22 protein-coding genes are annotated in these 18916 nt (G+C 63.5%); 21 read left to right on the top strand and 1 reads right to left on the bottom strand.

Features of this window, described 5'->3' with window-relative positions; genetic code table 11:
- Nucleotides 1–44: 44 nt before the first annotated feature.
- The 6 genes from ACLFLU_RS33855 to ACLFLU_RS33830 are packed head-to-tail and all read left to right on the top strand — an operon-like array spanning nt 45 to nt 5690.
- Nucleotides 45–449 (top strand): VOC family protein, encoded by a 405-nt coding sequence (locus ACLFLU_RS33855; protein WP_426409042.1) that lies wholly within the window; start codon nt 45–47, stop codon nt 447–449.
- Complete coding sequence (locus tag ACLFLU_RS33850) at nt 446–1471, top strand: LLM class flavin-dependent oxidoreductase (RefSeq protein ID WP_426409041.1); 1026 nt, start codon at nt 446–448, stop codon at nt 1469–1471. Before ACLFLU_RS33855 ends, ACLFLU_RS33850 begins: the two co-directional genes overlap by 4 nt.
- 37 nt (nt 1472–1508) lie before the next feature.
- Nucleotides 1509–2609 carry a flavin reductase gene (locus ACLFLU_RS33845; protein WP_426409040.1) on the top strand — a complete coding sequence of 367 codons (1101 nt, stop codon included), beginning with the start codon at nt 1509–1511 and terminating at the stop codon, nt 2607–2609.
- A gap of 3 nt (nt 2610–2612) precedes the next feature.
- Entirely contained in the window at nt 2613–3488 is an 876-nt protein-coding gene (locus ACLFLU_RS33840) for an alpha/beta fold hydrolase (RefSeq protein WP_426409039.1), read from the top strand.
- 4 nt (nt 3489–3492) lie between these two features.
- Nucleotides 3493–4851 (top strand): MFS transporter, encoded by a 1359-nt coding sequence (locus tag ACLFLU_RS33835; RefSeq protein ID WP_426409038.1) that lies wholly within the window; start codon nt 3493–3495, stop codon nt 4849–4851.
- A 50-nt stretch (nt 4852–4901) separates the two neighbouring features.
- A complete protein-coding gene (locus ACLFLU_RS33830; protein ID WP_426409037.1) occupies nt 4902–5690 on the top strand; it encodes an enoyl-CoA hydratase/isomerase family protein in 789 nt (262 codons plus the stop codon).
- 63 nt (nt 5691–5753) lie between these two features.
- Here the strand turns inward: ACLFLU_RS33830 and ACLFLU_RS33825 are convergent, their stop codons facing one another.
- Complete coding sequence (locus tag ACLFLU_RS33825) at nt 5754–6422, bottom strand: TetR/AcrR family transcriptional regulator (RefSeq protein ID WP_426409036.1); 669 nt, start codon at nt 6420–6422, stop codon at nt 5754–5756.
- Between the two features lie 180 nt (nt 6423–6602).
- Between ACLFLU_RS33825 and ACLFLU_RS33820 the strand changes: the two genes are divergently transcribed.
- From ACLFLU_RS33820 to ACLFLU_RS33750, 15 genes are all read left to right on the top strand, one after another.
- Nucleotides 6603–7406 (top strand): sugar phosphate isomerase/epimerase family protein, encoded by an 804-nt coding sequence (locus tag ACLFLU_RS33820; RefSeq protein WP_426409035.1) that lies wholly within the window; start codon nt 6603–6605, stop codon nt 7404–7406.
- A gap of 1 nt (nt 7407) precedes the next feature.
- The gene (locus tag ACLFLU_RS33815) at nt 7408–8496 is read left to right on the top strand and encodes a Gfo/Idh/MocA family protein (RefSeq protein WP_426409034.1); all 1089 of its coding nucleotides are present in this window, start codon (nt 7408–7410) and stop codon (nt 8494–8496) included.
- A 100-nt stretch (nt 8497–8596) separates the two neighbouring features.
- Nucleotides 8597–9265: an amino acid ABC transporter permease gene (locus tag ACLFLU_RS33810; protein WP_426409033.1), complete on the top strand. Its 669-nt coding sequence runs from the start codon at nt 8597–8599 to the stop codon at nt 9263–9265.
- Nucleotides 9266–9272: 7 nt separating this feature from the next.
- A complete protein-coding gene (locus tag ACLFLU_RS33805; RefSeq protein WP_426409032.1) occupies nt 9273–9914 on the top strand; it encodes an amino acid ABC transporter permease in 642 nt (213 codons plus the stop codon).
- 43 nt (nt 9915–9957) lie between these two features.
- Nucleotides 9958–10800: a transporter substrate-binding domain-containing protein gene (locus ACLFLU_RS33800; protein WP_426409031.1), complete on the top strand. Its 843-nt coding sequence runs from the start codon at nt 9958–9960 to the stop codon at nt 10798–10800.
- A 16-nt stretch (nt 10801–10816) separates the two neighbouring features.
- Nucleotides 10817–11587: an amino acid ABC transporter ATP-binding protein gene (locus tag ACLFLU_RS33795; RefSeq protein WP_426409030.1), complete on the top strand. Its 771-nt coding sequence runs from the start codon at nt 10817–10819 to the stop codon at nt 11585–11587.
- Between the two features lie 352 nt (nt 11588–11939).
- The gene (locus ACLFLU_RS33790; RefSeq protein ID WP_426409029.1) at nt 11940–13274 is read left to right on the top strand and encodes an ABC transporter substrate-binding protein; all 1335 of its coding nucleotides are present in this window, start codon (nt 11940–11942) and stop codon (nt 13272–13274) included.
- 103 nt (nt 13275–13377) lie between these two features.
- Nucleotides 13378–14337, top strand: a complete 960-nt coding sequence (locus ACLFLU_RS33785) for a carbohydrate ABC transporter permease (RefSeq protein ID WP_148773015.1) — start codon at nt 13378–13380, stop codon at nt 14335–14337.
- Nucleotides 14334–15287 carry a carbohydrate ABC transporter permease gene (locus ACLFLU_RS33780; protein ID WP_426409028.1) on the top strand — a complete coding sequence of 318 codons (954 nt, stop codon included), beginning with the start codon at nt 14334–14336 and terminating at the stop codon, nt 15285–15287. Before ACLFLU_RS33785 ends, ACLFLU_RS33780 begins: the two co-directional genes overlap by 4 nt.
- A complete protein-coding gene (locus ACLFLU_RS33775; protein WP_426409027.1) occupies nt 15284–15496 on the top strand; it encodes a hypothetical protein in 213 nt (70 codons plus the stop codon). The genes ACLFLU_RS33780 and ACLFLU_RS33775 overlap by 4 nt, the downstream gene beginning before the upstream one ends.
- A gap of 6 nt (nt 15497–15502) precedes the next feature.
- Nucleotides 15503–16600 (top strand): ABC transporter ATP-binding protein, encoded by a 1098-nt coding sequence (locus ACLFLU_RS33770; RefSeq protein ID WP_426409026.1) that lies wholly within the window; start codon nt 15503–15505, stop codon nt 16598–16600.
- Nucleotides 16593–17600 (top strand): ABC transporter ATP-binding protein, encoded by a 1008-nt coding sequence (locus tag ACLFLU_RS33765; RefSeq protein WP_426409025.1) that lies wholly within the window; start codon nt 16593–16595, stop codon nt 17598–17600. Before ACLFLU_RS33770 ends, ACLFLU_RS33765 begins: the two co-directional genes overlap by 8 nt.
- Nucleotides 17597–18211 carry a dihydroxyacetone kinase subunit DhaL gene (dhaL, locus tag ACLFLU_RS33760; RefSeq protein ID WP_426409024.1) on the top strand — a complete coding sequence of 205 codons (615 nt, stop codon included), beginning with the start codon at nt 17597–17599 and terminating at the stop codon, nt 18209–18211. The genes ACLFLU_RS33765 and dhaL overlap by 4 nt, the downstream gene beginning before the upstream one ends.
- Nucleotides 18208–18609, top strand: a complete 402-nt coding sequence (gene dhaM, locus ACLFLU_RS33755) for a dihydroxyacetone kinase phosphoryl donor subunit DhaM (protein WP_129267357.1) — start codon at nt 18208–18210, stop codon at nt 18607–18609. The genes dhaL and dhaM overlap by 4 nt, the downstream gene beginning before the upstream one ends.
- The gene (locus ACLFLU_RS33750) at nt 18602–18916 is read left to right on the top strand and encodes an HPr family phosphocarrier protein (protein ID WP_426409023.1); all 315 of its coding nucleotides are present in this window, start codon (nt 18602–18604) and stop codon (nt 18914–18916) included. Before dhaM ends, ACLFLU_RS33750 begins: the two co-directional genes overlap by 8 nt.

Here is an 18916-nt window from a genome sequence, read left to right as displayed (position 1 = left end):
ATATGTATTCAACTATATTGAATATCTCAGAGAGAGGAAAAGCGATGCCCCTTGGTGCCATCCGCAGCGTCTACACCGTCGCCAATGACATGGATCGGATGCAGGCCTTCTATGCCGAGGCGCTGGAGCTTCCGCTGGCGTTTCGGGATCGCGACAACTGGTGCCAGTTCAAGGCCGGCCCGATCGCGTTTGCGCTGAGCTCGGCATCCGAGGCGGCCAAGGACGCGCGCGGCAGCGTGATCGTGTTCGAGGCGGTGGATGTCGCGCCGGTCGCAGCGCGGATCGAACGGCTCGGCGGCCGGCATCTCGCCAGCCGCGACATGGGCGCGCATGGCGGCGTCGCAACCTTCGCCGACCCCGAAGGCAATCTGTTTCAGCTTCACATCCGACCCGGCGCCTCGGCCCAAGCCGACGACGCCAATCGAATCCAACGAGGAGAGTCATCATGAAGTTCGGCGTCTTCGATCAGAATGACAGGTCCGGTCTGCCGCTGGCGGAGCAATACGAGAATCGGCTCCGTCTCGCCGAGCTCTATGATCGCCTCGGCTTCTACGCTTTCCACATGAGCGAGCACCACGGCACACCGCTGAGCACGACGCCATCGCCCAGCGTGTGGATGGCCGCGCTGTCCCAGCGGACCGAGAGGTTGAGGCTATGTCCGCTGGTCTATCTGTTGCCGACCTACAATCCCGCGCGCCTGTATGAAGAGATCTGCATGCTCGATCATTTGAGCGGCGGCCGCTTCGAGTTCGGAATTGGGCGCGGCGCCTCACCGCACGAGCTCGACGCGCTCGGGATCGACTCCACGAAGGCCGCAAAGATGTATGCGGAGGCCTTCGACACGATCCAGCGCTGCTTCAGGCAGGACTCCGTCACGACGACGGGCGAGTTCTGGAGCCTGAATGACTATGCGGTGGAGATGAAGCCGTTGCAGCGGCCACGTCCGCCGATGTGGTACGCGGTCGGCTCGCCGGACTCCGTGGTCTGGCCGGCGCGCAACGGTGTGAACGTGGTCTGCGGCGGGCAGGTCTCGCGCGTGCGTGCGATCTCGGACCGCTACCGCGAGGAGATGGCCGCGGCGGGCCTCAATGGCAATAGCCCACTGATCGGCGTCAATCGCTACATCATTGTCGGCGAGACCGACCGCGAAGCTCACGAGCTGGGTCGAAAGGCCTGGCCGTCGTTCTACGACAATTTCATCAAGCTCTGGCGCAAGCATGGCACGCAGCCCGTGAATGCGAAGCTGCCACCCGCATTCGATCAACTCGTCGAAGCCGGCCATGCGATAGTCGGCTCGGCCCGAACGGTGACGCAGATTCTGTCCGAGCAGGTCGCGTTGGGCGGACTGAACTACGTGATCGGAAGCTTCATGTTCGGAACCATGCCGCACGCCGCGGCCGCGGCTTCGATCCGCCGCTTCGCCGAGCAGGTCATGCCGGCAGTCGAAGCGGCTGAAGCGGTCGCCGCATGAACGCTTAGGGGAAACGGATCAGCGCAAGGAGGTAGAAATGCCCGATACGCCTCGGTTCGACAGCCGCGACTTGCGGCGCGTGCTCGGAAGCTTCGTCACCGGGGTGACTGTGGTCACGACAGTCGACGAGGCGGGTCAATTCCACGGTGTGACCGCCAATTCGTTCAGTTCGGTGTCGCTCGATCCGCCGCTGGTTCTCTGGAGCCAGGCGGTGAAGAGCCACAGTCATCCTGCGTTCTTCGAGGCCGGGCATTTTGCGGTGAACATCCTGGCCGAGGACCAGATCGGGTTGTCGAACCGCTTTGCGAAGTCGTCGCATGACAAGTTCGCTGGCATCGATGTCGATACCGGCGTGGGCGGCGTGCCGCTGCTCCGCGATTGCAGCGCCCGTCTGCAATGCCGGGTGGTGTCACGTGTGCCCGGTGGCGATCACACGATCTATGTCGGCGAAGTCCTTGCGATCGATCAGGCCGAGCGCAAGCCGCTCGTCTTCGGCAACGGCCGGTACCTGCTGGCGGATCCTCACGATCTGGCCGACGGCGCATTGCCGGCTGATCGCAAGCAGTCTCAGCTCACCGCGATGCGGCTCGGCACGCGTGCGATCGAGCGCCTCGTCCGGCGCTTCGACGAGACGATGGCGCTCGCCGTTTGGGGCGCCCACGGCCCCACGATCACCCATTGGGAGCCGTCGTCGGCTCCGGTGAGCGAAGCCCTCCCCGTCGGGTTGATCCTGCCGGTCACATCGAGCGCAACCGGTCTGGCCTTCGCGGCACATCTTCCTCCCGAAGCCATCGCGCAGGCTGACTGGCCGGGTCTGGATACGGCGCCAGGAGAGGACGATTGGAACGAACGCCTTGCAGAAGTGCGTTGGCAAGGTCTCGCCCGGCAGGGACTGGAGACCTTCTATCGCAGCGAGACCTTGATCAACGCACTTAGCGCGCCGGTGCTCGATGCGGATGGTCGCGCTGTGCTGGCCCTGACAGCGGTGGGTGAATCAAACCGGTTTCGCGCCGATCTCGACGGAGAATTCGCAACTGCCTTGCGCGAGACGGCGAAGGACCTGTCGTATCGGCTCGGTTACGAGGCGGAGCGGTCTCGCAAGCCAGCCGGGCCTCTTGCGCTTGCGGCCGGAGCTTGAGTGATGGCTGAATTGTCCACGCTCGATGCCGATCTGCTCGCGCAGGATTTGCCCCGGCTTGCCCAGGTTGACGTCGCGTCTTCGGTCTTCTCCGGGCAGCGCGGCCAGATGGAATATCGCGCCGCCGGAGATCCGAACAAACCGACGGTGCTGATGCTTCATGGGCTCGGCTCCAGCTCGGCGGGATACCGCGCGCAATTCGCAGGGCTGTCGCGAGACTTTCACGTCATCGCCTGGAACGCGCCGGGCTTCGGCGGCAGTTCGCCCATCCTGGGGCAAGACGCAGGGATCGACGACTATGCAGACGCGCTGGAGAGCTTGCTTCGCGCGCTCAAGGTGCGACGGCCGGCTGCGCTGGTCGGCAGCTCATGGGGGAGCGTCGTCGCGCTGGCCTTCGCGCGACGCTATCCCGCGCTGATTGGCAGTCTGGTTCTTTCCGCGCCCAATGTCGCAAGGGGCCACATCACCGGTGAGGCCCGCGATGCCGAGCTCAATGCATGGCTTCAGACGGCGGATGTCGACATCCCGGTGTCGCGCGAGGCGATCGCGAGCAGGCTGCTCACGCCACGCACGCCAGCGCTGGTCAGGCAATATGTCGAGCGCTTGCGCGACGACATGACGACCGATGGCTGGCGTCAGGCGATCCGGTCGCTGTTCACCGTTCATACGCCTGATGTCATTCCGGCGGTCAAGTGTCCGATGGCTATCCTCTTCGGCAGCCTCGACCAGGTCGCGCCCCATCGGGATCACGCCGAGCGGCTTCTCGCGGCGGCGCCCTGGGCGACATCGCATTCGTTCGAGGATTGCGGCCATATGCTCAAGCTCGAAGCGCCCTCGAAATTCAATGCGGTCGTCCGCAGCATCGCAGCGCAAGCGTGAAGGGATGGGCGCAGTCGCGCCAGGGAGAAAGAAACGCATGGAAGCTGAACAGGACGTCGAGCGGCCCAGCCCCGGGCACTGGTGGTTGGTGAGCGTGCTCTGCCTCGTAAATGCCGTCGCTTTCATCGATCGCGCGGCGCTGCCGCTGCTGGTACAGCCGATCAAGCGCGACCTGCAAATATCCGACACGCTGATGAGTTTCCTGATCGGCGCGGCTTTCATCATCACCTACGCCGTCGGAGGCTGGTTCGTCGGCATGCTGGTCGATCGCTTTCCGCGCCGGCGCATCCTGGCCATTGGGATTGCCACATGGGGGATATCGACGATGTTCTGCGGCTCGGTCACGACCTATGCTGGCCTCTTTCTCGGCCGCTGTGGTGTCGGCGCGGGTGAAGCCACCTGCGGGCCTTCGAGCATGTCGCTCGTCAGGGACGCATTCCATCCGCGCTTTCGTGGCCGGGCCGTCGCGATCTGGGCGATGGGGGCGAGCGTCGGTGGCGGGCTTGCGTTGCTCGGTGGCGGCGCAATTCTGCACTTCGTCGGCGAGAACGGGAGTTATATCCTTCCTGTGCTGGGAATTCCGGTTCGCTCGTGGCAGCTCGTGTTGATTGCGTGCGGCGCGATCGCGCTGCCGGTCGCCGTCCTGGTCTATACGTTCAAGGAGCCAACGCGGCGGTCCGCAAGCACGGATAGCCCCATCGCACTGAGGGATGCCCTCGAAGCCGTTCGCGATCAGTGGCTTGTCTTTGCTCCGCTGTTTCTGGCGAACGCCGCGACGATCATGCTGTCGGTGGGCTACGCGTCCTGGATACCGGCCTTTCTCGGGCGGGTATGGAAGATTCCAGCCGGCGAGATCGGCCTGACCTACGGTCTCATCGTCCTGTTCCTCAGCACTGCCAGCCAGTTCATCGCCGGGTTTCTCGTCGATACGGTTTATCGGAGATGGGGATTGCCGGCGATCCCGGCCCTTGGCGTCGTGATCTCCGCGCTGATTGTCCTTCCAGCGGTCTTTGCTCCGGCAGCGGAGTCGATTGTCTCGGTCTGGATGCTGCTTGCCGTATTCAATCTTCTGGCAGCAAGCCTCTTCACCATCGGAACGTCGACGATCGTGCATCTGTCGCCGGGAGTCGCGATCGGAAAGATCACGGCCGTTCATTTTGCCTGGGTCGGTATCACGGGAACAGCGATTGCGCCGACCCTGGTGGCCATCGTCGCCGAAAATCTCTTTCAGGGCGCACTGGGCTCGGCGCTCTCGACCGTCGGCGGGACGCTGGCTGCGCTCGGTGGGCTGTGTCTCCTTGTCGTGTACTGGCAACTGCGACCGAGCGAAACGGTCACGTCGCTGGTGCGCGAGACGGGCTAGGGACGAAACGCTGCTTTCAAGGTTCACAAACGCAAACTAGGGAGGTTGAAATGCCCGTTATCAAGTTCGAACAGTCGGAAGCCGTTGGTCACATCGTGCTGGCCAATCCACCGAAAAACCTCATCGCTTCGGCCTTCTCGAGCGACCTCAAGCAGGCCGTTCAGGAGGCCAGCGAGAGCGACATCAGGGCGTTGCTGGTGAGGGCGGAAGGTCCCAATTTCAGCCAGGGCGGCGACGTGCTCGATTTCCTTGAGAAGAGCACCAATCAGTTCCGCACCTTCATTGCCGAATGCAACCAGTCGTTCCGCGCCATCGAAGCGCTGCAAGTCCCGACGGTCGCGGCCGTTCGGGGCGCCGCCTATGGCGGCGCCTTCGAGCTTGCGCTCGCCTGCGACTTCATTGTCGCGGCTGACGACGCAGTTTTTCGCTGCATCGAGGCGTCGGTCGGGTCGGCACCGGTTGCCGGCGCGGTGCAACGATTGGCGGAGCGTATCGGCCGCTCGCGCGCGGCGCGCTACGCGATGCTGTGCGAGCCGATGACGGGCGCCGTCGCCGGCGAACTGGGCATTGCGACAACGGTACTTCCTGCTGACAAGGTCGAGGCGGCCGCGCTGACATTCGCGCAGGATCTGTCGACCGGACCGACGCGCTCCTATGCGGCGATACGAACCTTATTGAAGGCGTGGTCCGGGGGTGGCGTGCCATCGGCCGATGCCATGATCCTGGACGTCACCATGCCGCTTCACAGCTCGGAAGATGCAAGGCGTGGCCGTACCGCGCGGGCGGATGCCATCAAGCGTGGAATCGAGCCGCCGAAGATCGCCTTCATCGGGAGATAAGACGCAGCGATTGCCCCGAGGCCGAGAGACGGATGCGTTCGTAGCGGCGGCTCTCCGCCCGCGCTAGTCGCTGCGCACATAGCGCCAGAGCAGGTCGGCGATTTCGTGCCGGCGCTGGGTCTTGGCTTTCTGCGATGACATGTCGGATGCGAATTGCGCCTCGAACGTATGCCGGTTCGCAACCGAGAAGAAGCAGAGCGCGTTCAGCGACATGTGCAGCTCGATCGGGTCGATGCCGGGCCTGATCGCGCCGATGCGAACCCCTCTGTCCAGCACCGCGGCGACCTGGCTGATGATCGGCCGCGTCATCTCCTTGAGTTTCTTGCTGCCGCGGATGTGCCGGCCGCGATGGATGTTCTCGATCGTGACCAGCCGGACATATTCCGGGTTGGCCTGGTCGAAATCGAAGGTGAACTCGGCCAGCCTGCGAATGGCAGCTTCCGGCTCGAGCGCTTCGAGATGAAGATCCTGCTCGGCGATGCGCATCTTGGCATAGGCCATTTCGAGGACGGCCGTGAACAGCTCTTCCTTGGAATTGAAGTAGTAGAAGATCAGCCGCTTGGTGATGTTGGCGCGCGCGGCGATGGCATCGGTATTGCCGCCGGCCAGGCCGTTCTCGGCGAACTCCGCGAACGCGATCTCGAGGATCTCGCGCTTGGTGCGCTCCCGGTCGCGCCGCCGGACCGGCGGCTGCTTCGAGTCCGCCGCGACGGGCTTTTCCTTGGGTCTCATCTGGCGGTTCGGTCCTTCGCGTCCGGCCAAGCCTGCTTGCCTCTCCATTCATAACCCAATCAGCCGTGCTTGACATCAATTATCCTATGGGTTAATTGTAATTATCCCATAGGATAATTAGCAGTGATTGATCTCGGTCTTGCTCATCTGACGGCTCTGGATCTTGAGCCGACGACGCTGGTGCCCGAGGCCGCGCGCGCCGGCTTCAGCTTCATCGGCCTGCGCATGATCCCTGCAACCACCGGCGGACCGGCCTATCCGACGCAGGTAGGAACGGCCGCGCACCGCGACCTCAAACGACTCCTCGCCGACGAGGGCGTGCGGCTGAACGAGATCGAGTTCGTTCAGCTCACGCCCGTCATCGACATTCCGGCCCTTGCGGGCCTGTTCGAAGCCGCGGTCGATCTCGGCGCGGTGGCAGTGACTGCATCGGGAGATGACGACGATCACGCCCGGCTCACCGCGCATTTCGCAAAACTCTGCGACCTGGCGCGGCAATTTGGCTTGCGTGTCGATCTTGAGTTCATGCGCTGGCGCGCGGTTGGCTCGCTGCCGCAGGCCGAGGCGATCGTGCGTGGGGCGGGCAAGGCGAATGGCGCCATTCTCGTCGATGCGCTGCACCTCAATCGGTCCGGCGGCAAGCCGGCAGACTTGATCGCGCTCCCCGCGCGCTATCTGCGTACCGCGCAGCTGTGCGACGCTGCGGCGGACATCCCCGCGAGCGATGCGGCCATCATCGCCGAGGCGCGCGAAGGCCGATTGCCGCCCGGCGAGGGGGCGTTGCCGCTCAGCGGGCTACTCGACGTGCTTCCGGCCGACGCCAGCCTCAGCGTCGAGATGCCGTTGCCCGCTCTTGATGTGCGGGCCCGGCTTACCACGGCGTACAGCGCTGCGAGGCGCCTGCTCGACCATCAGCCGCTGGGAACATTGAGACCAGAGCATCGCCGCGAAGAGGGCGGCTCAACCTTGATACGGACGACGTGAGATGAAAAACATCACCATAGGCGTCATTGGCGCAGGCCTGATCGGGCGAAAGCACCTCGCCAAGCTCGCCGAGCGAGAAGACTATGAGCTCGTCGGCATCGCGGACGTGAATGCCGATCGGGTCGCCACCGAGCATCCCGACACCCCTGTGTTTGCCGACTACCGGAAACTGCTCGACGAGGCGCGGCCGGAAGCCGTGATCATCGCCTCGCCAAACCAGCTTCATGCCGAGCAGGGCATCGCATGCGCTAGACGCGGCATTCACATCCTGATCGAGAAGCCGGTCACCGATACGCTGGAAAGCGCGGCAAGCCTGATCGCCGAGGTCCGCAAGGCTGGTATCCAGTCGTTGGTCGGGCATCACCGCCGCCACCATCAGCAGGTCAGGATGCTGAAGGCGAGCTTGGGGGATCGGCGGATCGGCGATGTCGTCGGGGTATCGGCGATCTGGGCCACGCACAAGCCCGCCGCCTATTTCGAAATCGCGCCATGGCGCTCGCAGGCCGGCGGCGGTCCGATCCTGATCAACCTCATCCATGAGATCGATTTCCTGCGCTTCACAATGGGCGAGATCGTCGCGGTGGAAGCAATTGCGTCGAACCGCCAGCGTGGCTTTGCGGTCGAGGATACCGCCGCGGCGCTGATCGAGTTCGACACTGGCGCGCTCGGCACCTTCTTCATCAGCGACAGCGCCGTCTCGCCCTGGACGTCCGAGCAGGGGCTCGGCGAGGCACCCGAATTCCCGTTCAGCGGCGAGAGCAGTTATCGTTTCCTCGGCCGCCGCGGGTCGATCGAATTTCCGGCGCTCGTGCAATGGTCGCAAGCCGAAGACGCCCAGGACTGGAACAAGCCGATCCAGGCCCAGCGCCTTCATGCCACTTCGCTCGATCCCTATGTCGCCCAGCTCGACCATTTCCGCGACATCATCAGCGGGACGGCGCAGTCGCTGCAGCCGGCCGAGGATGGCGCACGAAGCCTGATCGCGACCCTGGCGGTCGCTGAGGCGGCCGCGAGCGGACGACGCGTCGAACTGCGCAGTCGCTACGAAGCGCTCGCGCTGACTGAGCCGGACAAGCAAAGCGCTTCCTAGCCGCAAACAAATTCGCCGCCGCTCGGCGGATCAGAATGGGCAGAGCCGCGGCGCGATCTCAACGACGCCGGCAACAAGGCCGCCCGGAGGGAGGAACGAGGTGAACTACACGTTCGATTTTGGCCCCGTGCTGGAAGGACTGCCGGACCTGCTCTGGGGTTGCGCCGGTACGCTTCAGCTCGCGCTGTCCGGCATGGTGCTGGCTCTCGCGATCGGGATCGGCGGCGTCGTGCTTCGTCAGTCCCGCATCGCCGCGCTGCGATGGCTCGTCATCGCCTTTGTCGAGGCGATCCGCAACACGCCGTTCCTCGGGCAGATCTATTTCATCTTCTTCGCGCTGCCGCTGGTTGGCGTTCGCCTCGATCCAACTCTGACCGCGATCATCGCACTCGGCATCAACGGCGGGGCTTATGCGATCGAAATCATCCGCGGTGGTGTGCAGTCGATCAACAAGGGGCAGGTCGAAGCCGGGCTCGCGCTCAGTCTCAGCCGGGCGCAGGTGTTCCGCCTGATCGTGCTGAAGCCGGCGCTGCGCGCAATCTATCCGTCGCTGACCAGCCAGTTCATCATGCTGACGCTCACGACCAGCATTGCATCTGCGATCTCGGCCTATGAGCTGACCTCGGTCGGGCAGACCATCGAGACCAACACCTTCCGCAGCTTCGAGGTCTATGGCGTCGTCACGCTGCTCTATTTCGCGATGTCGTGGATGTTGATGCAGATGTTCGCGCTGATCAACGCCCGTTACTTCAGCTATCCCGTGAAGTGAGGGCGCCATGGATCGGAACCAGCTTCTCTTCGTGTTCGGCGGCCTCAAATGGACGCTTGCGCTGTCCGCGATTGGTTTTGTGGTCGGCTCAGCCGCCGGCCTCGGCGTGGCGCTGGCGCGCACGTCGGGCCGCCCTGCGCTGGAGCGCTGCGCGGCCGGCTACATCGCCTTGTTCCAGGGCACGCCGCTGCTGATGCAATTGTTCGTCGTCTATTACGGGCTGGCGCTGGCCGGCCTCAAGCTGGACGCCTGGGTCTCGGTCGCCATCGGCTTCACGCTGCATTCCGGCGCCTTCCTCGGCGAGATCTGGCGCGGCGCGATCGAGGCGGTGCCGAAAGGCCAGGTCGAAGCCGCCAAGGCGCTGAGCCTCGATTATATCTCGCGGACGAGGGACGTCGTGCTGCCGCAGGCGATCCGCATCTCGCTGCCCGCGACGATCGGGTTTCTGGTCCAGTTGATCAAGGGGACGTCGCTCGCCGCGATCATCGGCTTCACCGAATTGATGCGGGCCGGAACCATCGTTTCCAACCAGAACTTCAAGCCGCTGCTCGTCCTCGGCTTGGTGTGCGCCCTCTATTTCGCCATCTGCTGGCCGCTGTCGCTTTATGGCGCACAGCTTGAGCGCCGAATGGCCGTCGCCGCGCGATGAAGAGGCAACAACAGACAACAGGACGAGGACAGAGGAGGGAATGATGACCAGCAAGAACACCACAGGATTGAGCCGGCGCCGCGTTTTGACGCTTGGAGCCGTAACGATTGCCTCACCATTTGTGCTGATGCGCGCCGCCTATGCCGTGACGCCAGCGGAGATCAAGGCCAGGGGCAAGGTTCTGATCGGCATCCAGGGCGACAATCCGCCCTGGGGATTCGTCGATGCGACGGGAAAGCAGGATGGCTACGACGCGGAGATTTCGGCGCTGTTCGCCAGGGAGCTTGGCGTGCCGGCCGAGTTCACGCAATTGGCGGTCGCCAATCGCATCCCGGCCCTGACCTCGGGACGAGTCGATATCCTGTTCGCGACCATGGCCATGCTGTCGGAGCGCGCCAAGGCCGTACAGTTCTCAAAACCCTATGGCGCGAACATCATCACCTTCATCGCGCCGAAGGATATCGAGATCAAATCCCCCGCCGACATGGGAAAATACGTCATCGGCGTTGCGCGCGGCAGCGTGCAGGACACCGACGTGACCAAGGCCGCACCGTCGGGCACCACCATCCGCCGCTTTGACGGCGACGCGCCGACCATGCAAGCGCTGCTGTCGGGACAGGTCCAGGCGGTCGGCGGCAACATCTTCTACGTTCCGCGCCTCAATGAATCGAAACCCGGCACTTACGAGAACAAGCTCGAATTCACAAAACTCTACAATGGCGCCTGCACCCGGCTCGGCGAGAAGGAGATCAACGCCTTCGCCAACGGCTTCATCGAGAAGATCAAGGCCAATGGCGAGCTGGCGAAGATCTATCAGAAGTGGATGAACAATCCGCTGCCGGATTTTCCGGACAGCATTCCCGGTATCCCCTTCAACGTCAGTTAGCCAGGGAGCGAATGTCATGTCGGGCGAAATCGTGATGCAATCCGCTCCTGATCCGATGATCGCCATGCGCGACGTCTGCAAATGGTACGGCACCTATCAGGTTCTGACGGACATCAGCCTGACTGTCCGCCCGGGCGAGAAGATCGTCCTGTGCGGGCCGTCCGGTTCGGGTAAGTCGACCCTGATCCGCTGTATCAATGCGCTGGAAGCCTATCAGCGCGGCGAAGTCGTCGTTGCCGGCACGCGGCTGAATGATGCCGCGGGCTCGATCGACGCCGTGCGCCGCGAGGTCGGCATGGTGTTCCAGCAGTTCAACCTGTTTCCGCACATGACCGTGCTGGAAAACTGCATGCTGGCCCCGATGCGGTCCCGATCTGTGCCGAGGGACCGCGCCGAACAGACAGCGCGCCGTTTGCTCGATCGGGTCAGAATAGCGGACCAGGCCGGAAAATATCCGGCTCAGCTGTCGGGCGGCCAGCAGCAACGCGTCGCGATTGCGCGCGCGCTCTGCATGGAGCCGAAGGTCATGCTGTTCGACGAGCCGACCTCCGCGCTCGACCCCGAGATGGTCAAGGAGGTCCTCGATACCATGATCGCGCTCGCAACCGACGGCATGACCATGATCTGCGTCACTCACGAAATGGGGTTTGCGCGGCAGGTCGCCGATCGCGTGATCTTCATGGCCGACGGCAGAATCGTAGAGGAAGGAGCGCCCGAAAGCTTCTTCAAGAACCCGCAGCACGATCGTACCAGGAAGTTTCTGGGAGAAATCCTGGCGGCGCATTGAAAACGGGGCAGATGCTGGCGCGAGAGTCCCGGCTACTCAGCTGCGACCTCGGAGCTCAACAGCGCGTTGTGCGCGAGCCCTCACAACATCCCAAACACCGATCGCGCCGTCGGCGCCGGGCGCCCGCGTCGAAGAAGGCGCCGACGTCGCTTGCAATGTTTAGTAAATGGTGGTTCACTAAACAAATCGAGCCTGCCGGGCCTCTAGAATCCGGGTGGCGCGAGGAAACGCTAGTTTAGTTATTCAGCTCGTCACGGACTGTGTCGCTCTGCTCGAAGCATTCGAGCGGGTTGGAAAGCCGCGCCATGTCGATGGCCGGCCCACTCGGAGGGAACGTGTAATGAAACGAACGATGAAGACGCTTGTTGTGGCATGCGGGGCTGTTGCCGCCGCGCTCAGTGTCGGAGCGGGGACCACGCCCGCACAGGCGCAAGGCAAGACCATCACGCTGTGCTGGGCCGCATGGGATCCGGCCAACGCGCTGGTCGAATTGTCGAAGGACTTCACTGCCAAGTCGGGTATCGGCATGAAGTTCGAATTCGTGCCGTGGACCAACTACGCCGATCGCTTCCTGAACGAACTCAATTCGCACGGCTCGCTGTGCGATCTCATCATCGGCGATTCGCAATGGATCGGCGGCGCCGCGGAGAACGGCCAGTACGTCAAGCTCAATGATTTCTTCAAGAAGGAAGGAATCAGCATGGACGACTACATGCCGGCCACGGTGGTCGGCTATTCCGAGTGGCCGAAGAACACGCCGAACTACTGGGCGCTGCCGGCGATGGGCGATGCGGTGGGCTGGACCTATCGCAAGGACTGGTTCGCACGGCCGGACGTGCAGAAGGACTTCAAGGCCAAATACGGCCGCGATATCGGGGTGCCGAAGACGCTCGATGAGCTCAAGGACATCGCGCAATTCTTCCAGGGCCGCGAGATCGACGGCAAGAAGGTCTATGGCGCATCGATCTACACTGAGCGTGGCTCGGAAGGCATCACCATGGGCGTCTCGAACTACCTCTACGACTACGGCTTCAAATACGACGATCCGAAGAAGCCCTATGCGATGGACGGGTTCGTGAACTCAGCCGGCGCCGTGAAGGGGCTCGAAGCCTACAAGGAGCTCTACAAGTGCTGCACGCCGCCCGGCGCCTCCAACTCCTACATGTCGGAGGGGCTTGATGCCTTCAAGTCCGGCCAGGTCGCGCTGCAGATGAACTTCTTCGCCTTCTTCCCGGGCCTCTACAAGGACCCGAATGTCGGCGGCGACAAGATCGGCTTCTTCGTCAATCCGGCAGGTCCCGCCGGGCAGGCGACGCAGCTCGGCGGCCAGGGCATCTCGGTGGTCTCCTACTCCAAGAACCAGGCCGAGGCGCTGCAATACATCAAGTGGTTCTCGGGCGGCGACGTCCAGAAGAAGTGGTGGGCGCTCGGCGGCTATTCCTGCGCCAAGTCCGTGCTGAACGATCCGAGCTTCCCGACCAGCGCGCCGTTCGCGAAGGAGTTCCTGCAGTCGATGGGAATGGTCGTCGATTTCTGGGCCGAGCCGTCCTACGCCCAGCTGCTGCAGGCCGAGCAGAAGCGCGTGCATGACTATGTGGTGGCCGACAAGGGCACCGCGCAGGAAGCGCTCGACGGTCTGGTGAAGGACTGGAAGGCGATCTTCAAGGAAGAAGGCAAGAAGTTCTGAAGTAGCTCGTCCGGAGCGCGTGCGCTCGCGCTCCGGACTTTCCTTCGAGATGACCGGAACTGTCGCATCGTCGACGCGCCGGGTTCCAGGATCGGTCGATGCAATGAATGAATTGAGTGCCTCTTCGCGGATCACCTATCGGGCCGTCATGGTCCGGCCAGGCATGGCGCGTCGTATCCGGGGCCTGTCGGACAAGACGCTCGCCTGGCTCTTCATCACGCCGACGATCGTGCTGCTGCTGGCGATCAATATCTTCCCGCTGCTGTGGACGATCTATCTCTCGTTCACGAACTACCGCGCCAATCGCGCCAACGTGCCGACGATCTGGCTCGGGGCCGACTGGTATCAGTCGATCCTGACCGATCCGGACATCTGGGCCGCGATGCAGGTGACGGCGCATTTCGTGATCTGGACCGTTGTAATCGAGACCGTGCTTGGATTTGGCCTGGCCTACCTCATCGACAAGAAGTTCCGTGGCCACGGAATGTGGACCACGATCATCCTGTTGCCGATGATGTTGTCGCCCGCGGTCGTCGGCAATTTCTGGACGTTCCTCTACCAGCCGCAGATCGGCTTGTTCAACTACGTGGTCGCCTTCTTCACCGGTCGCGCGGCCTCGTCGTTCCAGATGCTGGGCGATGTCACGCTGAGTCCCTGGGCCATCGTCATCGTCGATGCCTGGATGTGGACGCCCTATGTGATGCTGATTTGCCTGGCAGGCCTGCGCTCGATCCCGGACTACATCTATGAAGCGGCCGAGGTCGATCGCGCGTCGAAATGGCGGCAGTTCTGGTCGATCACGCTGCCGATGGCGCTGCCGTTCATCATGCTGGCGGTGCTGTTCCGCGGCATCGAGAATTTCAAGATGTTCGACATGGTCAATCTGCTCACCGGCGGCGGGCCGGGATCAACCACGGAAGTCGCCTCGATCACGCTCAAGCGTGCGGCGTTCGAGAGCTGGCGCACCGGCTATTCCTCGGCCTTCGCGATCATCCTGTTCGTGACGGTCTTCGGCCTCGCCAACATCTACGTCAAGGCGCTGAACAAGGTGAAAAGCCGATGACCTCAGCCACCGCAGCCCATTCCGTCGTCGAGCCGTCGACCACTACGCGGCGCTTTGCCGGCTCGCTCGTCGTGCTCTATGCCGTCATCACCATGATCCCGCTGGTGTGGATCATGCTCACTGCCTTCAAGTCGCCGGACGATGCGATCTCCTATCCGCCCAAGGTGATGTTCAAGCCGTCGCTTGAAGGCTTCTGCAACCTGTTCACGACGCGCTCGCGCCAGACGCCGGAGTTCATCCGCTCACTGGGCCCGCCGCAGGGGATGTGCGACAGCATCGCGCGCAGCCGCAACATGGTGGTCGCCGGTCCCTCGAACTATGTGCCGCGCTTTATCAATTCCCTGATCATCGCGTTCGGCTCGACCGTGCTCGCCGTCGCGCTCGGCACCTTGTCGGCCTACGGCTTCTCGCGGTTCCGCGTACCCCTGAAGGACGATTTGCTGTTCTTCATTCTATCGACCAGGATGATGCCGCCGATTGCGGTCGCGATCCCGATCTATCTGATGTACCGCACCATCGGATTGTCTGACACGAGGCTCGGGATGATCTTGCTCTACACCTCGGTCAACGTCTCGCTCGCGGTCTGGCTGCTCAAGGGTTTCATCGACGAAATCCCGCGCGAGTACGAGGAGGCGGCGATGATCGACGGATACACCCGCTTCCAGGCCTTCGTGAAAGTGGTGCTGCCGCAGGCGACCACAGGAATTGCGGCAACCGCGATCTTCTGCCTGATCTTCGCCTGGAACGAATACGCCTTCGCGGTGCTTCTCACCTCGGGCAACGCGCAGACGGCGCCGCCTTTCATTCCGATCATCATCGGCGAGGGCGGGCAGGACTGGCCCGCAGTGGCTGCCGGAACCACGCTGTTCCTGGTGCCGATCGTGGTGTTCACGGTGCTTCTGCGCAAGCATCTGCTGCGTGGCATCACCTTTGGAGCCGTCCGCAAATGAGTATCGATGCCACCCCATCCATCGCGCGTCACGGTCTTGCGGACCGCATTCTGCGCCGTGGTCCGTTAGAGGCCGCAGCGACCACGATCATCGCCGCCGGCGTCGTCATGCTGATGCAGCCATTCTCGCTGACGCTGTATTCCTGGTCGTTTGCGACGACCCTGTTCGGCACGGTGATGTTCACCATCGTGTCGAAGGTTCGGGAGTAGGACGCGATGGCACAGATCAGGGTCGAGGCGCTCGACAAATCCTTCGGTGCGTTTCATGCGGTCAAGTCCGCCAGCTTCACGGTGGAAGACGGCCAATTCCTATGCCTGCTCGGACCGTCCGGCTGCGGCAAGACCACCACGCTCCGCATGATTGCCGGCCTGGAGCTGCCGACGGCAGGCACCATCCGGCTCGATGGCGAGGACGTGACGATGAACCGCGCATCGGCGCGCGACATCGCCTTCGTGTTCCAGCTCTTCGCGCTCTATCCACACATGAATGTCCGGCGCAACATCGGCTTTCCCCTGAAATGCGAAGGAATCAGTGCGGCCGAGCGCGACCGGCGTGTCGTCGAGGCCGCGCGCATCCTGCGGATCTCCCATCTCCTCGACCGCTCCGTGTCGGGCCTTGCCGGCGGCGACCGTCAGCGCGTCGCGCTGGGACGGGCGATCGTGCGCAAGCCCAAGTGTTTTCTGATGGACGAGCCGCTCGGCGCGCTCGATACCGAGATGCGCGAGGCCATGATTCATGAGCTGCGGGCCCTGCATGACCGCCTGGGAGCAACGACCGTCTATGTCACGCATGACCAGCTCGAGGCGATGGCGATGGCCGACAGGATCGCGGTCATGAACAATGGCGTCGTCGAGCAGGTTGCTAGCCCCCGCGACATCTATGACCGGCCGGCTTCGCTGTTCGTCGCGGATTTCATCGGCTCGCCGCCCATGAACTTCCTGCCGTTCCGTGGCGGCCTGCAGACCGGCGCAGAGGCGATCCGGCTCGGTGAGCGCGACGTTGCAATTCCGACTGCGCGCGAGGCGATGGCGGAAAGCGAGCTCGTGCTTGGAGTGCGGCCCGAGCATGTGCGCTTCACCGATCGCGGCATGGTGCGCGGCGAGGTCTATGGGACGGAATATCTGGGCACGACGCAGATCGTGACCGTGACGACGCACTACGGCGCGCTGAAGGCCCGCTCACCGAGCAGCAAATCGTTTCGGACTGGCGAGACCGTCGGGCTCGACTTCCGCCCCGATACGCTGTCGATCTTCGACAAGGCGTCGGGCCGGGCCATTCGCACCGCGCTGCATGAGGGAGGTGCGCATGGCTGAGGTCGAGATCAACGCTGTTTCCAAGGCCTTCGGCAAGACGCAGGCCGTGAGCGATCTGTCGCTGACCATCGGCGACGGCGAATTCGTCGCATTGCTCGGGCCGACGGGTGCCGGCAAGACCACGGCCTTGCGTTTGATCGCCGGATTGGAGCAGCCGGACAGCGGTTCGATTCGGATCGACGGACGCAACGTGACCGGCGATGCGCCGGCGGACCGCGATGTCGCCTTTGTCTTCCAGCAATATTCGCTGTATCCGCATCTGACCGTGTTCGAGAACATGGCGTTCGCGTTGCGCGCGCCGACCCGCCGCGTGCCCGAAGCCGATATTCGCGCGAAGGTGCAGGAGGTGGCGCGCCTGCTTCACATCGAGACCAAGCTGGACAACAAGGCGACGCAGCTGTCGGGCGGGCAGATGCAGCGCGTTGCAATCGGCCGCGCCCTGGTTCGTTCGCCCTCGATCTATCTGATGGACGAGCCTCTTTCCTCGCTGGATGCCAAGCTGCGCGGCGAGCTGCGCCTCGAGCTCAAGCGCATCCAGGTCGATCTCGGCGCGACCATCCTCTATGTCACCCACGACCAGACCGAGGCGATGACCATGGCCTCGCGCATCGGCGTGATCGAAGGCGGACGGCTGATGCAGATCGGATCGCCACGCGAGATCTACGAGAACCCGATCAACGCGCATGTCGCAGCAAGGCTGGGCCAGCCCACGATCAATCTGCTGCCGGCAGCACTGTTCGGCCGCGCGCCTGATGGCGCCGAGACGATCGGTGCGCGGACCGAGCACCTCACAATTGCGCGCGGCGGTGGCGACGTGTCGGCGACCGTCAAACGGGTCGAACACCTCGGCGACCAGAGCCATCTCCATCTCGATCTCGCCGGCCGGCCTGTTGTGACCCTGGCGGATCCCGAGGCGGGCTTCGGTGCCGGAGATGTTGTTTCGCTCCATCTGAACAAGCCGCTGTTTTTCGATGCGAAGGGCTGGAGGGTAGCGGCATGAGCCTTGATCGGGTAGCCAGGGAAAGACTGGTGCGGGCGCTGGCGGGGGCGGTGATCGAACACGCGGACGAATTGACGAGCCTCGACCAGGCGATTGGCGATGGGGATCATGGTCTGAACATGAAGCGCGGTTTCGAGGCCGTGCTCGCGACATTGCCGGGCCTTGCCGACAAATCGCTCCCGGAGATGCTGAAGGCGATCGGAATGACTTTGGTCATGAAGGTCGGTGGTGCTTCGGGGCCGCTGGTCGGGACCTTCTTCATGGAGCTGGGCAAGGCGCTTCCGGAACAGCCGAGCCGGGCCGATCTCGTCGCGGCGACGGAGAAGGCGATCGATGCCGTCAAGGCGCGCGGCCGGTCCGAAGCCGGGCAGAAGACGCTGCTGGATGTCCTGGTGCCGGTTCACGCCGTTCTAGCCGGAGGCGGCGACGCCAAGGCGATTGCGGCCGAGGCTGCGCAAGCGGCCGATCGCACCACGCCGATGCAGGCGATTCGCGGCCGTGCGTCGTTTCTTGGCGAACGCTCCATCGGTCATATGGACCCGGGCTCGCGCTCGGTGTCCCTTCTGATCGGCGCAGCAATTGAGACACTGGAGTTCGAGGTCAATACATGAGCAGTCTACGTCCCGGCAATGTCGGAATTGTCATCGTGTCGCATTCGCCGAAGATCGCGGAAGGTGCGGCCGATATGGTGCGCCAGATGGTCGGAGACGCGGTGCCGCTGGCCTGGACCGGCGGCGATGTGGACGGCGGGCTCGGTACGAACGTTGCAGGAATCCTCGAGGCGATCGAGACGGCCTGGTCACCGGCAGGCGTTGCGATCCTTGTCGACCTCGGCGGCGCCGAGACCAATTCGGAGATGGCGGTGGAGATGCTCCCTGAGGATCGGCGCGCGCGCGTCCTGGTCTGCAATGCCCCGGTGGTCGAGGGGGCTGTGATCGCTGCGACCGAGTCTTCGGGCGGCTCGCCGCTTGCCGCCGTCAAGCGCAGCGCGGAGGAATTCTATGCATGATGCCAACGCCAACCGGGCGGCCCAGACGTTTGCGCCGCTGACCGCCTCCGCGGTCCTCGTCAATCCGGTCGGCCTGCACGCACGGCCATCGGTGAAGCTCACGCAATTGGCAAAGGGCTTTACCGCAAAGATCGAAATCGCGCTCGCCGCCGACGGACCCTGGACGGACGCCAAGAGCCCTGTGAAGGTGATGCGTGTGAAGGCGCCGCAGGGCGCAACGCTGCATTTCCGCATTGCAGGTCCCGATGGCGAGGCGGCGCTCGCGGCCATGCTGGCGCTGGTGCATGACGGTTTCGGCGAGGCGTAG

Origin of the sequence: Bradyrhizobium ganzhouense, from assembly GCF_049949285.1 — a bacterium.
Lineage (GTDB): Bacteria > Pseudomonadota > Alphaproteobacteria > Rhizobiales > Xanthobacteraceae > Bradyrhizobium > Bradyrhizobium ganzhouense.
This window is presented reverse-complemented; position numbering and strand designations above follow the sequence as displayed.

Coding starts and splice junctions, on each gene's coding strand:
- ACLFLU_RS33835 (WP_426409038.1), top strand. CDS start 3,493: ATGGGCGCAGTCGCGCCAGGGAGAAAGAAACGCATGGAAGCTGAACAG.
- ACLFLU_RS33790 (WP_426409029.1), top strand. CDS start 11,940: ATGAAGACGCTTGTTGTGGCATGCGGGGCTGTTGCCGCCGCGCTCAGT.
- ACLFLU_RS33825 (WP_426409036.1), bottom strand. CDS start 6,422: ATGAGACCCAAGGAAAAGCCCGTCGCGGCGGACTCGAAGCAGCCGCCG.
- ACLFLU_RS33765 (WP_426409025.1), top strand. CDS start 16,593: ATGGCTGAGGTCGAGATCAACGCTGTTTCCAAGGCCTTCGGCAAGACG.
- ACLFLU_RS33850 (WP_426409041.1), top strand. CDS start 446: ATGAAGTTCGGCGTCTTCGATCAGAATGACAGGTCCGGTCTGCCGCTG.
- ACLFLU_RS33815 (WP_426409034.1), top strand. CDS start 7,408: ATGAAAAACATCACCATAGGCGTCATTGGCGCAGGCCTGATCGGGCGA.
- dhaL (WP_426409024.1), top strand. CDS start 17,597: ATGAGCCTTGATCGGGTAGCCAGGGAAAGACTGGTGCGGGCGCTGGCG.
- ACLFLU_RS33770 (WP_426409026.1), top strand. CDS start 15,503: ATGGCACAGATCAGGGTCGAGGCGCTCGACAAATCCTTCGGTGCGTTT.
- ACLFLU_RS33845 (WP_426409040.1), top strand. CDS start 1,509: ATGCCCGATACGCCTCGGTTCGACAGCCGCGACTTGCGGCGCGTGCTC.
- ACLFLU_RS33780 (WP_426409028.1), top strand. CDS start 14,334: ATGACCTCAGCCACCGCAGCCCATTCCGTCGTCGAGCCGTCGACCACT.
- dhaM (WP_129267357.1), top strand. CDS start 18,208: ATGAGCAGTCTACGTCCCGGCAATGTCGGAATTGTCATCGTGTCGCAT.
- ACLFLU_RS33840 (WP_426409039.1), top strand. CDS start 2,613: ATGGCTGAATTGTCCACGCTCGATGCCGATCTGCTCGCGCAGGATTTG.
- ACLFLU_RS33785 (WP_148773015.1), top strand. CDS start 13,378: ATGAATGAATTGAGTGCCTCTTCGCGGATCACCTATCGGGCCGTCATG.
- ACLFLU_RS33805 (WP_426409032.1), top strand. CDS start 9,273: ATGGATCGGAACCAGCTTCTCTTCGTGTTCGGCGGCCTCAAATGGACG.
- ACLFLU_RS33830 (WP_426409037.1), top strand. CDS start 4,902: ATGCCCGTTATCAAGTTCGAACAGTCGGAAGCCGTTGGTCACATCGTG.
- ACLFLU_RS33795 (WP_426409030.1), top strand. CDS start 10,817: ATGTCGGGCGAAATCGTGATGCAATCCGCTCCTGATCCGATGATCGCC.
- ACLFLU_RS33800 (WP_426409031.1), top strand. CDS start 9,958: ATGACCAGCAAGAACACCACAGGATTGAGCCGGCGCCGCGTTTTGACG.
- ACLFLU_RS33775 (WP_426409027.1), top strand. CDS start 15,284: ATGAGTATCGATGCCACCCCATCCATCGCGCGTCACGGTCTTGCGGAC.
- ACLFLU_RS33855 (WP_426409042.1), top strand. CDS start 45: ATGCCCCTTGGTGCCATCCGCAGCGTCTACACCGTCGCCAATGACATG.
- ACLFLU_RS33750 (WP_426409023.1), top strand. CDS start 18,602: ATGCATGATGCCAACGCCAACCGGGCGGCCCAGACGTTTGCGCCGCTG.